Below are 12,522 nucleotides of genomic sequence, written 5' to 3' on the forward strand. Positions count from 1 at the left end.
TCTAAATAAAACGACTATTTTATTACGCCTTCAGTCCATTCAGCGACACGGTCTGGATTTTCTTCGATCCAAGTTTCTGCTGCATCTTCAGGATCTTCACCTTCAGAAATAACTAACATAAGGCTTTCCACTTCTTCAGAGGTCCAGTTAAATTGATCCAATACTTGGTAAGCTTCAGGCATATCTTCTTCTAAACCCTCACGGGCCATAGTATTGATTGTTTCTTCTCCGCCGAATGCACCTTCAGGGTCTTCAAGATATTTCAAATCATAAGTGGCGAACATCCAATGTGGAGACCAACCAGTGATGACAATTTCTTCTTCATTTTTTATAGCTTGGCCTAACTCAATAGCCATCGCACCAGATGAAGAAGTTTTAATTTCCCAATCACTCAAGTTAGGGTAAATTTCTAATGCTGTTTGAGTTGCAGCAACGATACCAGAACCAGGTTCGATAGCTGTGATGCCCTTTTCAGCTTCATCAGTAAGGTCAGCGATAGAATCGGCATCCATATATTTAGGGACAACTAAACCAAGTACTGCACCTTCTAAGTTCACTCCTAGGTTAACCATTTGGTCACCATATTCATCAAGCTGAGGACCATGAGTTTCAGGCAGCCAAGCAGCTACCATTGCATCAGCATTGCCACTAGCTACAGCTTGCCACATGACGGCGTTATCTAATGGTGTCAATGTTACATTATAGCCTAAGTTTTCTAGAACTTTACCGATAACGTTAGTAGATGCTACTTCAGTATCCCATTCTACATAGGCTAATTCAATTTCTTGACCTTTACCAACGTTTGTAGCTTCATCTTCTGTTGTTTCTTCTGTTGCGCAACCTGCAGCAACTAATGATAATCCTAAACCTGCTGTAAGACTTAAATATTTCCAGTTTAATTTTTTCATAATTGATAAATTTCTCCTTTATAATTAAATCAAATTTTAGAGTAAAAGATTGTTAAATAAAACGAATTATTTTTTGTTTAATTTTTGTGTCAGGCGATCAATGATGATTGCCAAAACAACTAAACCTAAACCAGATACGAAACCTGTACCGACTTGAGCACGTTGTAGGGAAGAAAGAACTTCTCTACCCAGACCAGGTGCCCCGATCATTGAAGCAATAACGACCATTGATAAAGCCAACATAACGGTCTGGTTGATACCAGCCATAATAGTTGATTTAGCTAAAGGCAATTCGACTTTAAATAATTTTTGAGCGCCTGTGCTACCAAATGATTCAGCAGCTTCAACTAGTTCAAATGAAACTTGTCTGATTCCAAGGTTAGTAAAACGAACAGTGGGTGGGATAGCAAAAATTAAAGAAGCGAATACTCCTGGGACCATACCAATACCAAAGAACGCAACTGCCGGAATTAAATAGACAAATGCAGGCATTGTTTGCATGAAATCAAGAATAGGAGCAATAATTGCATTCGCAATTTTACTTTTAGCCATCAAAATCCCAAATGGAACACCAATAACAATAGACAATAAACTAGCAACCAAGACTAAAGTCAAGGTATTCATTAAGTCTGACCAAAGATCTTGATTATAAATGAACCAAAGACCAATTATTGAAAATGTAGCTAATCCGAATGTTTTCTTTGAAGCAAAGAAAGCAATCGCAGCAATAATCAAAATAAACAAAATAGGAGGAACTAATAATAAGGTTTCCGTTGTAAATTCCATTGCAATTTCAGAATATTTTTGGATTGGATCAAACAAGAAAGCAAAAGTATCTGTTAACCAAACTGTAAGGTTCTCAACTCCGTCTGCTACGGGTAATTCTGGGATGATATCTAATATACTAGACATTTTCAAGGACCTCACTTTCTCCTGCAAGAGCGGCTATTACAGCACCTCTGACAATAATACCAACTAATTTACCTTCATCGACAACTGCCACTGGTGTAGTTGAATCATGAATAACTGTAAAGATATCATTCATTGATGTTGTTCTAGTAACAGTGGGGATATCAACTTTAAGGATACTATCAATTGTTTCAATATTTTTCTTACGAGCAGCTGAAGCATCTTCAGCTGTGATATAGCCTAAAAGATTGCGTTGGCTATCTACAACTAGCATACTTGATATTCCTTGTTTACGCATTTGCTCTAGTGCAAAGCGTGGTCCGTGATTTTTAATATTTAAAGTCTCCGGACGTTGCATAATATTTTCGGCTGTCAATACTTTAGAACGATCAACGTCTTCAATGAATTTTTCAACGTAATCATTTGCAGGGTGAGTTAATATTTCTTCAGGTGAACCAATTTGTACAATTGATCCATCTTTCATTAAGGCAATTTTATCGCCTATTCTTAAAGCTTCATTTAAATCATGAGTAATGAAGATAATGGTTTTTTTAACATTGGATTGAAGCTCGATTAATTCATCTTGCATTTCACGACGGATCAAAGGATCTAATGCTGAGAACGCTTCGTCCATTAATAAAATTTCAGGATCATTAGCTAAAGCACGTGCTAATCCAACTCTTTGCTGCATTCCACCGGATAATTGATTAGGGAATTGATCTTTATAATCGCCTAATCCTGCATTATCTAAAGCTTTTTGAGCTTTTTGTTCTCTTTCAGCTTTTTCCATACCTTGAATTTCTAATCCGTATTCGGTATTTTCTAGAATAGTCCGATGAGGGAAAAGACCAAAATTTTGGAAAACCATACTCATTTTTTCTCTTCGTACTTGACGCAATGCTTTCTTATCCATAGTAGATAAGTTTTCATTATCTATATAAATATTTCCTTTAGTTGGATCAATCAGACGATTGAACATTCGAACAAGAGTTGATTTCCCACTACCGGATAATCCCATAATAACAAAAATCTCACCCTCTTCAACCGTAAAACTAACATCATCGACTCCAACAGTGACCCCAGTTTCTTTAAATATTTCTTGCTTAGATTTCTGTTGATCTAACAGTTCTAAGGCTTGCGTTGTTTTTTTACCAAAAACTTTTGTTACATTTTCAATAGTTATTTTTGACAAAATAACAGCTCCTTCCCATTTTTTATTTATGAATCTCAAACTAGCTAACCAAAAATGATTAAGATAGAATTGAAACATAAATTGATTAGCAAACCACCGTCAAAAGTGGTTTTTCAAAAAATCTTTTTTAAGAAAAATTAACATCAATTATTCTAAAAAAAAACATTTCTAAATTAGATACAAGTGTAAGTGTAACATGAATGTCATAAAAAAAAAAATAAAACCATTTTCAAAAATAAGCTTTAGCAGCCCTTTTTTGCTTTCGCAGTAGACCTTAGAGCATATAACAAAAAAGGAATATTTTTTTAAAAAACGTTTTCATTCATACATAATTATAACATGAATGTTATAATTAAAAAAATAAAACCACTTTTAAAATAAGTTTTAGTAGCCATGTTTTACCCTTGCAATAGACCTTAGAGCATATACTAAAAAAGTAATATTTAAAAAAACGTTCTCATTCCTCTATTTATGAGTTGCCTTAAAAAAGAGTGGTATGAAGTTAGAGATAAAACTTGTGATTTTTTTGTGAGATTGATAGACTTATTTCATGTAATTCAAAGATTAGAAAAGAGGTAGAGGATCAATGTTGTCAAAGGTGCAGAAAATAATAATAAAGGATACTGAAGAATATGTCTTTCAATTGCTAAAAGATGATGCTAGTGGCCATGATTGGTGGCATATCGATCGTGTCAGAAAGCTAGCTAAAAATATAGCTGAAAACGAACTAGAAGACATAAACCTCTTTGTCTGTGAAATGGCGGCTCTTTTGCATGATGTAGCAGATGGGAAGTTAAATAATACAGAAGCTGAAGGAGAAAAGAAAGTTAGAAATTGGCTATCACAGTATCGATTGACTAAAAAAGAAAGTCAGCAAATAATGGAAATTATTCTTCATCTATCTTATAAGGGTGGAACAAATAAAGTAGTCTTATCTTCTATAGAAGGGAGAATCGTTCAAGATGCAGATCGTCTAGATGCAATGGGCGCAATTGGGATTGCACGAACGATGGCCTATTCTGGGTCGAAAAATCGTTTGATTCATGACCCAGCAAAAAAAGCACGTGACCATCTTACAATAGAAGAATATCGTTCTGGCGAAGATACTGCTATTATGCATTTTTATGAAAAATTATTAAGATTAAAAAATGAAATGAATACAACTGTTGGGGAACAACTAGCAGAAAAAAGGCACAGTTATATGGAAGATTATTTGAAAGAATTTTACGCTGAATGGGATGGAGAAAGATAAAGTCCTGATAAAAATCAATTTGATTTGAGATAACTAGGTAGGGGAGGTCAACTGATGAATGGAATAGAAGAACTTATATTAATAGAGGCGACTGTAGGCGATATTCCTATGATAGAAAATTATGTGATAGAAAAAAATCCTTATACAGTGACACCAATAGATGGGATGACGGAAAGTTTACATGAATATAAAAAATACCCGATTTTAATTTTAGATAAAGATAAAATGGTGGGTTTTTTTATTCTTCAAACAGGAGAATCCATTCTAAACTATACTTCAAATCCTCATGCAATCTTATTAAAAGACCATTCAGTTGATAAACGTTATCAAAAAAGAGGCTATGGAAAATTATCAATGGAAAAATTGCCTGAATTTATAAAAAAACATTTCTCTTCTATTAATGAGGTTATTTTATTGATTGATTATGATAACATTGGCGGACAAATGATGTATTTAAAATCAGGGTTTAAGGATACTAAAAATAGAGTGAAAGATTTAAATGGGTACAAGTTTATCTATTCTAAAATCATAATAAACTAATTTGAAAAAATAGAATAAGAATAAGCTAAAGAGATGATTGACAATTTTAAACAATAACCGTATCATAATATATGTAAGTAAATTGAATGAACAACCATCACAAAGGGGTGCCGTGAAAAGCTGAGATTGAATCAATTGATTCTAACCCTTGGAACCTGTTCGTTAGTACGAACGTAGGGATTGTGACGGGGACGAAATATTGTTTTGTAAAATAATAATTCGAGCTCCTCCTTTGATGTGTGGCACTGTTCAACACATTTAAGGAGGAGTTTTTTTGAATAATGATCGATTACGCGTTTGGATAGAAGGAACGATATTTGCTGCTTTAGCCATTGTATTATCAATGATTCCAACAAATATTGGAACAGGTTTTACTGTTTCTTTAGGAATGATCCCATTAACGTTATTTGCTTTTAGACATGGCTTTTTAGCAGCGTCCGCAGCCGGATTTCTCTGGGGCATATTACATTTTCTGATGGGGACTGCTAGTATTTTACATCCACTGCAAGGATTTATAGAATATTTTATTGCTTTTGCATTTGTTGGGTTTGCAGGTGTCGTCAAAAGGCCCTTGCTTAGTGCCTTCGAAAACAATAATAGGGTCAAACAGTATCAATTCATTGTAATAGGAACAATTATTGGTACAATTGCTCGTTTTTTCTGGCATTTCGTTGCAGGTTATTATTTTTGGGGAAGCTATGCTCCAGAAGGCATGAATCCGCTATGGTACTCTTTTATTGCGAATGGAGGAAGTGCGCTAGCCACTGGGATCGCAACAAGTATAGTATTAGTTATCATAGCTAAAACTACGCCAACTTTATTTTTGAAAAAATAAAAAATAATCATAAATTTACTTAAATACTTTTATTAAGGGGATCAGACACTAGTTCTGATCTCTTTTTTAATAAAGCATGTCTGATGAATGGCTAATTTCTAGTAGCTAAAAGAAAAGTGAAGTAGTAAGATTAGACGATAACGAAGTTTGAGAGGAATAATGCAATGAACATACTAATATACATATTTTTAGGCTTTTTCATTTTAAATACCATATTTGCTGTTATTACGGTATTTCGTGAAAAACGAGATATTGCGGCTACTTGGGCATGGTTGCTTGTATTGCTTCTATTGCCAGGGATTGGGTTTATTTTTTATCTGTTTGTAGGTAAAAAATTGACTCGTGAAAAAATATTCGATATCAAATCCCAAGAGAACATTGGAATGCCAGAGCTTGTTCAAGCTCAAAAAGATATGCTGGCAGAGGATGAAGAGCTGTTGTCTGCTAAACAAGCTACTGAAAATGCAAAAGAGATGGCTAGTTTATTTTTAGAAAGCGATGAATCTATCTTAACTAAAGGAAATAAAGTAGAATTATTTACTGATGGAGCCAAAAAATTTGAGTCTCTGATTGAAGATATTTCTAAAGCTGAACACCATATTCATATGATTTATTATATTATCCATAATGATAAAATAGGTAACCTTGTCCTTAAAGCGTTAGAAGAAAGAGCAGCAGCAGGAGTCGATGTTTTAGTCATTTATGATGCATTAGGTTCTCGATCACTAAAGTCGAACTTTTTTAAACCATTGAAAAAATTAGGTGGAAAAGCTGAACCATTTTTTGGATCAAAACTTCCAATCATTAATTTGCGATTTAACTATCGTAATCACCGTAAAATTGTGATTATTGATGGAAAAATTGGGTATACTGGTGGTTTCAATGTGGGAGATGAATACTTAGGCGAATATAAGAAATTCGGCTACTGGAGAGATACTCATTTAAAAATACAAGGTAATTCGGTATTAGCTCTTCAGAGTCGTTTTTTAATGGATTGGAATGCTGCTGTTCCTAAGCACAAATTGGAATATGCAGAGAACTACTTTCCTTTGATCGATAAAAAAGGACACTCGAATGTTCAAGTTGTTTCAAGTGGACCTGATTCGGACGTTGAACAAATCAAAAAAGGCTATATCAAAATGATCAGTATGGCTAAGGAATCTGTTTTTATTCAAACGCCTTATTTTGTTCCTGATGATTCAGTATTAGAATCGATCCAAATTGCTGTTATGTCTGGTATCGACGTAAAAATTATGATACCGAATAAACCAGATCACCCGTTTATTTATCGTGCAACAATGTATTATGCAGCAGCAATGGTCGCCGTTGGAGCAGAAGTTTATATTTATGACAATGGATTTTTACATTCTAAAACAGTGGTTGTTGATGGAGATATTTGTTCAATTGGTACAGCAAATTTTGATATTCGAAGTTTTAAACTAAATTTTGAAGTGAATGTATTTATTTATGATTGTAAAGTTGCACAAGAACAACAAAAACTTTTCTACGAAGATATGAAGAAAAGTTACTTGTTAACGCAGGAGATACTGGATAATCAGTCTAAATGGTTAAAATTAAAGCAAACTTTTTCACGATTATTTTCTCCAATATTGTAAAAATCCAATAAAATAGTCATAGAAAAATAGCCTGATTTGATTTTTTACTTATATTTCGATACTTTAAGCGAGATTTGAACAACTATCCCTTGTTCAGATCTCTTTTTTTAGGAGAAAAACTAATAAAAAAATCATCAAATTTGAATAGATCAGATATATTTGAGATAATAAAATTAATTACAGTCAAAAAAAGAAATTATATGATGAGGTGAATGGATTGATAGAATTTAAAAATGTTTCCAAAGTATATAAAAATGGAAAAAAGGCCGTCGATAATATTAACCTTATATTTAATGATGGAGAGTTTATTGTTTTCATCGGTACAAGTGGAAGTGGAAAAACAACTTCGATGCGTATGATAAACCGAATGATCGAACCAACTTCAGGTCAAATCTTAATTGATGGGGAAGATATTATGGAGAAAGACCCTGTTCGCTTGAGACGGAAAATAGGTTATGTTATTCAACAAATCGGTCTAATGCCACACATGACGATCTATGATAATATTGTCATGGTTCCTAAATTATTAAAATGGCCAGAAGAGAAGCAACGTGAAGCTGCTGAACGGTTGCTTGCAAAAGTAGATTTGCCAAAAGAGTTCTTGTCACGCTATCCAGCGGAACTTTCAGGAGGTCAACAACAAAGAATTGGCGTTATCCGTGCCTTAGCGGCCGATCAAGATATTATTCTGATGGATGAACCATTTGGAGCACTAGATCCTATCACTAGAGATGCTTTGCAAGAACTAGTAAAAGAGCTGCAAAAAGAGATGGGAAAAACGTTTATTTTTGTTACTCATGATATGGATGAAGCCTTAAAATTAGCTGATCGTATTGTGATCATGCAAGAGGGACGTGTGGTGCAATTCGATACTCCTGATAGCATATTGGCTGAGCCGGCTAATAAATTTGTAGAAGATTTTATTGGAGAAGATCGGTTGATCCAAGCTAGATCAAATATGCAAACTGTAGATCAAGTTATGATAAAAAATCCAATCTCAGTAACCCCAGGGAAATCTATTTCAGAGGCTATTCGCTTAATGAGAGATAAACGGGTCGATTCGTTATTTGTTACGGACGATTCAGGTGTCTTAAAAGGATATGTAGATATTGAAAGAATTGATCGTAACCGCAAAAGAGCTACAAGCGTAGGGGATATTATGGTAGAAAAAGTTTACTTTGTTCGAGAAGGAACCCTGTTAAGAGATACAGTTCAAAAAATACTAAAGCGCGGCTTTAAAAATATTGCAGTTGTAGATGATAAAAATCGTTTAATAGGTTTGGTTACTCGTGCATCATTGGTGGATGTTGTTTATGATACTATATGGGGCGAAGAAGAAGAAGAACTGGCAAATGGCAGTCTTTTCGAAGCAACCACTCCTGAAAAACTTAATGAATAGAGGAGGAAAAAATAATGGCTGAATTTTTTGCAGCAAATGGCTCTGATTTGCTCCTGAAGACATGGGAACATTTTTATATTTCAGCATTTGCATTGATATTAGGTGTTATCGTAGCTGTCCCTTTAGGAATAGCATTAACGCGGTTTGAAAAAAGCGCTAAATTTATTATTGGTTTAGCTACTATCCTACAAACTGTTCCCTCTTTAGCGTTGTTGGCTCTAATGATCCCTATATTTGGAATTGGGAAGGTACCGGCAATCGCTGCATTGTTTATCTATTCATTATTGCCTATTTTGAGAAATACTTACATAGGCATGAACGGAGTAGATGTTGATTTAAAAGACGCAGGCAAAGGAATGGGGATGACCAATCTCCAGATGATTCGTCGTGTTGAGCTGCCCCAAGCTGCACCAGTTATTATGGCAGGAATTCGCTTATCCGGTGTTTATGTAATATCTTGGGCAGCTTTAGCATCTTTTATTGGTGCTGGAGGGTTAGGCGATTTCATCTTTAATGGATTAAATCTTTTTATCCCTAGTCTAATTATCGGTGGAACTATTCCGGTGACTATGCTTGCATTGTTAACCGATTTCGGACTAGGAAAACTAGAAAAAAAAGTAACACCTAGAATGATGCAAGGAAATGAATAGGAGGGCTTCAGCTATGAATAAAATTCAAAAAATTGCTGCCCTTTTTATGACAGCAATAGTATTAAGCAGTTGTTCATTACCTGGTCTAGGTGGTGGGTTTAATGAAGAAGGGATAACGATTACTGGTGGTTCAAATACAGAATCACAAATTGTAGGTTATATTATTGAAGGGATGGTTGAACATTATATCGATATAGATGCTCAGATCATAAATAATTTGGGGTCGTCTTCTTTAAACCATCAAGCTTTGATAGGTGGAGATGCTAATGTAGCTGCTATAAAATATACAGGAACTTCTTTGACAGGTGAATTAGGACAAAGTCCGGTTACTGATCCTGAAAAAGCATTAAATCTAGTTGTAGATGGATTTGCTGCTGAGTTTGAGCAAAAATGGTTTCCAACATATGGTTTTGCGAATACGTATGCTTTTATGGTGACAAAAGAACTTGCAGATGAACATAACTTAGTTACTATCAGTGATCTAGAAAAAATAGCTGGTGAATTAGATGCCGGAGTAGATAACTCATGGATCGAACGTAAGGGAGACGGCTATGACGCGTTTCTAAAGACGTATGATTTTGATTTCAAACGTGTCTACCCTATGCAAATCGGGTTAGTTTACAATGCATTACAAGCTGAAGAAATGGATGTTGTGTTAGGTTATTCAACGGATGGACGTATTAAAAGTTACGACCTGATCGTTTTGGAAGATGATAAGCAATTATTTCCTCCCTATGATGCCAGCCCACTTGCGACTTTTGAAGTATTAGAAGCCTATCCTGAATTAAATGAAGTTTTATTAAAATTACAAAGTTCTATAACAAATGAAAAAATGCAAGAATTAAACTTTATTTCAGATAATAATTTAATCGAACCTAAAGTTGTAGCCGATGATTTTTTGAAAGAAAATAATTATTTTGAAACTGTCGAAGTAAATGAAGAAGGGGGCACACAGTAATGGATATGGCACAAATGAATATATGGGAGCAATTAATTTTCTATTTTTCTGAAAATGGGTTATATATATGGAGCCAATTTATTCGCCACTTTTTGATATCAATTTATGGTGTGCTTTTTGCTGGGATCATTGGTGTTCCTCTTGGTTTCTGGATTTCTCGCCATAGAAAATTAGCAGACTGGGTAATTGGAGCAGCTAATGTGATCCAAACCATCCCTTCATTAGCGATGTTATCTATCTTAATGTTGGGTCTGGGTTTAGGTGTGAATACGGTTATTACAACAGTATTTTTATATTCATTATTGCCAATCATTAAAAACACCTACGCAGGAGTTAAAAACGTAGATAAAAATATTTTAGATTCAGGTAAAGGTATGGGTATGACAAAATGGCAGTTAACCTATATGGTTGAACTTCCTTTAGCATTGTCTGTTATTATGGCTGGAATCCGTAATGCTATGGTAGTCGGCATTGGAGTAACGGCAATCGGAACCTTTATTGGTGCTGGAGGTCTAGGTGATATTATCACCAGAGGAGTAAATGTAACTGATGGAGGAGCCATTATCCTTGCAGGCGCCATCCCTGCAGCTTTAATGGCAGTAATCAGTGATCTGATATTAGGTTGGATCGAGAAAAAATTGGACCCAACAAAAAATAAAAGAATATTAACATGATAACTTAATTAATAGAAAAAATAAGCGGGATAATTAAAAAGCTCTCCTTCAGGTTAAATTAGATGATTTTAGATTTAATTGACGTAAGGGGAGTTTTTTTAGTCTATTTTCAAATTGAAGAAACGATTAAAAGTGTAAACGAAAATTAATTTAGGGCAATCGAATATGTCTTATATCATTAGGAAGAATAAGGTAAGTCATATGAGTAAGAGGATCCTCTAAGACGATTTGCGATCTTTTAAAAGGGGTACATCTAATATAACCAGTGGCTTCAGTTAAATGAGCTTGATTTTTTAGTTGATTCAATTGTAAAATAATTTTCTTCTTTTTAGTAAAAGCTTGAGTTAAAAAAAAACTAATCTGTTCTCCGGGCATTTGTGGCAAAAAAGCTATTTCATCAGTCGTAGTAGATAAAAAGAATTTTTTTTGTAAAAAGTTAAAGGGATGAACTTGCTCTTCTAAAGTGTTTTTTTTCATCTGGGTTCCTCCGAACGTTTGTTTGATAATTATATTATACGAACAAACGTTCAACAAAGCAAGTTGTTTAATTATTTTTTAAAAGTTTCTATTTTTCTGAAAAAATGGCATAATAAAAAGTAATAATATATAGATTTCTGATTTGTCAAATTAAGCTAGACAAAATATCTTCACTCATGTAACTCAAAAATACTTCCAATGGTGTTTGATACTTCAATGATTTTCTTGGAATATTATTTCTCTTGTCTGCAACGGAGGAAACAAACGATTGGTCGACTTGATTAAAGTCCATTTCTTTTGGTAAGCCATCTTTTCGTAGCAAACCATTCGAATTTTCGTTCAAAGCCCGTTGTGAAGGTGTTCCAGGATCCGCGAAATAGATGGAAACATCATGTTGGTTGCATAATGATTTCCAGTTTGAAAATTCTTTTCCACAATCAAACGTGATAGAGCGGAATAAATTTCTAGGAATAACTTGAAACCAACGGTTCATAGCTAGTTCAATATCACTGGCCTTGCGTCCCTTGGGTTTCAAGGTAATAATGACTTTCGACAAACGTTCCACTAACGTTATGACCGCACTTTTATGCTGGACACCTACAATGGTGTCGCCTTCTATATGGCCAAATTCTTTAGTGAATTGAGGGTAATCTTTCTCTCTTTCTGCGATATTCCGCTTGAAAGCTTGTTTTCCTCGACGTTCTTTATGACCATTTGGCTTTCTCTTCCCCTTCATTGGAAGTGTGGTTTCATCAAAGATTTTTTCTTTGAATTGGCGGTAAAGGGTACGAACAGAACACTTAATGGACTCTTCCGCCCGACCAATAATGACATCAGGAGTCCAACCTTGAGCGACTTTATCTTTAATGTAGGCCTGTTGTTTCTTTGGGAGAACGATTCTGTGACGCCCGCAACGCCTTTTATTTTCCTTGTATTGTTGGTAATACTCAAGGGCCGTATGACCTTCTTTTAAGAAGTTGATGACGGTATAAATGGGTGTACGAGTTCGGTTTAAATAGATGGCTATTTTGGCAACTGAGATATTTTTGTGATAATAAGATTCTATCATCACTAGCTCATCCGTGGTAAGATGTGTGTAGGTCATTCGTGAT

At 34.6% G+C, this 12,522-nt stretch carries 11 protein-coding genes, 1 pseudogene and 1 riboswitch; of the genes and pseudogenes, 8 read left to right on the forward strand and 4 right to left on the reverse strand.

Annotation, left to right across the window (positions count from 1 at the left end):
- Positions 1 to 14: 14 nt before the first annotated feature.
- A pseudogene (locus tag BR50_RS12910) lies at positions 15 to 1,820 on the reverse strand (ABC transporter permease/substrate binding protein).
- Positions 1,813 to 3,009: a quaternary amine ABC transporter ATP-binding protein gene (locus BR50_RS10220; RefSeq protein ID WP_034548435.1), complete on the reverse strand. Its 1,197-nt coding sequence runs from the start codon at positions 3,007 to 3,009 to the stop codon at positions 1,813 to 1,815. The pseudogene BR50_RS12910 and the gene BR50_RS10220 overlap by 8 nt, the downstream one beginning before the upstream one ends.
- A 586-nt stretch (positions 3,010 to 3,595) precedes the next feature.
- Here BR50_RS10220 and BR50_RS10225 point away from each other — a divergent pair.
- The 8 genes from BR50_RS10225 to BR50_RS10260 all read left to right on the forward strand — a co-directional run bounded on the left by BR50_RS10225 (position 3,596) and on the right by BR50_RS10260 (position 10,933).
- Complete coding sequence (locus BR50_RS10225; RefSeq protein WP_034548436.1) at positions 3,596 to 4,261, forward strand: HD domain-containing protein; 666 nt, start codon at positions 3,596 to 3,598, stop codon at positions 4,259 to 4,261.
- Between the two features lie 54 nt (positions 4,262 to 4,315).
- A complete protein-coding gene (locus BR50_RS10230) occupies positions 4,316 to 4,801 on the forward strand; it encodes a GNAT family N-acetyltransferase (protein ID WP_034548437.1) in 486 nt (161 codons plus the stop codon).
- A 93-nt stretch (positions 4,802 to 4,894) separates the two neighbouring features.
- Positions 4,895 to 4,998, forward strand: a riboswitch (TPP riboswitch).
- Between the two features lie 77 nt (positions 4,999 to 5,075).
- Entirely contained in the window at positions 5,076 to 5,636 is a 561-nt protein-coding gene (gene thiT / locus BR50_RS10235; protein ID WP_034548438.1) for an energy-coupled thiamine transporter ThiT, read from the forward strand.
- A 164-nt stretch (positions 5,637 to 5,800) separates the two neighbouring features.
- Positions 5,801 to 7,252: a cardiolipin synthase gene (gene cls / locus BR50_RS10240; RefSeq protein ID WP_034548439.1), complete on the forward strand. Its 1,452-nt coding sequence runs from the start codon at positions 5,801 to 5,803 to the stop codon at positions 7,250 to 7,252.
- Between the two features lie 217 nt (positions 7,253 to 7,469).
- A complete protein-coding gene (locus tag BR50_RS10245; RefSeq protein WP_034548441.1) occupies positions 7,470 to 8,651 on the forward strand; it encodes a betaine/proline/choline family ABC transporter ATP-binding protein in 1,182 nt (393 codons plus the stop codon).
- Positions 8,652 to 8,665: 14 nt separating this feature from the next.
- Positions 8,666 to 9,301, forward strand: coding sequence for an ABC transporter permease (locus BR50_RS10250; RefSeq protein ID WP_034548442.1), 636 nt, complete (start codon positions 8,666 to 8,668; stop codon positions 9,299 to 9,301).
- 13 nt (positions 9,302 to 9,314) lie between these two features.
- Entirely contained in the window at positions 9,315 to 10,259 is a 945-nt protein-coding gene (locus BR50_RS10255) for an osmoprotectant ABC transporter substrate-binding protein (RefSeq protein ID WP_034548443.1), read from the forward strand.
- A 5-nt stretch (positions 10,260 to 10,264) separates the two neighbouring features.
- Positions 10,265 to 10,933, forward strand: a complete 669-nt coding sequence (locus BR50_RS10260; RefSeq protein ID WP_034549163.1) for an ABC transporter permease — start codon at positions 10,265 to 10,267, stop codon at positions 10,931 to 10,933.
- A gap of 150 nt (positions 10,934 to 11,083) precedes the next feature.
- Here the strand turns inward: BR50_RS10260 and BR50_RS10265 are convergent, their stop codons facing one another.
- Both BR50_RS10265 and BR50_RS10270 read right to left on the reverse strand, forming a co-directional pair.
- The gene (locus tag BR50_RS10265; protein WP_034548445.1) at positions 11,084 to 11,410 is read right to left on the reverse strand and encodes a hypothetical protein; all 327 of its coding nucleotides are present in this window, start codon (positions 11,408 to 11,410) and stop codon (positions 11,084 to 11,086) included.
- A 145-nt stretch (positions 11,411 to 11,555) separates the two neighbouring features.
- Positions 11,556 to 12,515 (reverse strand): IS30 family transposase, encoded by a 960-nt coding sequence (locus BR50_RS10270; protein ID WP_034548448.1) that lies wholly within the window; start codon positions 12,513 to 12,515, stop codon positions 11,556 to 11,558.
- Between the last annotated feature and the right edge of the window lie 7 nt (positions 12,516 to 12,522).

Origin of the sequence: Carnobacterium alterfunditum DSM 5972, from assembly GCF_000744115.1 — a bacterium.
Lineage (GTDB): Bacteria > Bacillota > Bacilli > Lactobacillales > Carnobacteriaceae > Carnobacterium_B > Carnobacterium_B alterfunditum.

Coding starts and splice junctions, on each gene's coding strand:
- BR50_RS10255 (WP_034548443.1), top strand. CDS start 9,315: ATGAATAAAATTCAAAAAATTGCTGCCCTTTTTATGACAGCAATAGTA.
- BR50_RS10225 (WP_034548436.1), top strand. CDS start 3,596: ATGTTGTCAAAGGTGCAGAAAATAATAATAAAGGATACTGAAGAATAT.
- cls (WP_034548439.1), top strand. CDS start 5,801: ATGAACATACTAATATACATATTTTTAGGCTTTTTCATTTTAAATACC.
- BR50_RS10250 (WP_034548442.1), top strand. CDS start 8,666: ATGGCTGAATTTTTTGCAGCAAATGGCTCTGATTTGCTCCTGAAGACA.
- BR50_RS10265 (WP_034548445.1), bottom strand. CDS start 11,410: ATGAAAAAAAACACTTTAGAAGAGCAAGTTCATCCCTTTAACTTTTTA.
- BR50_RS10230 (WP_034548437.1), top strand. CDS start 4,316: ATGAATGGAATAGAAGAACTTATATTAATAGAGGCGACTGTAGGCGAT.
- BR50_RS10270 (WP_034548448.1), bottom strand. CDS start 12,515: ATGACCTACACACATCTTACCACGGATGAGCTAGTGATGATAGAATCT.
- BR50_RS10260 (WP_034549163.1), top strand. CDS start 10,265: ATGGCACAAATGAATATATGGGAGCAATTAATTTTCTATTTTTCTGAA.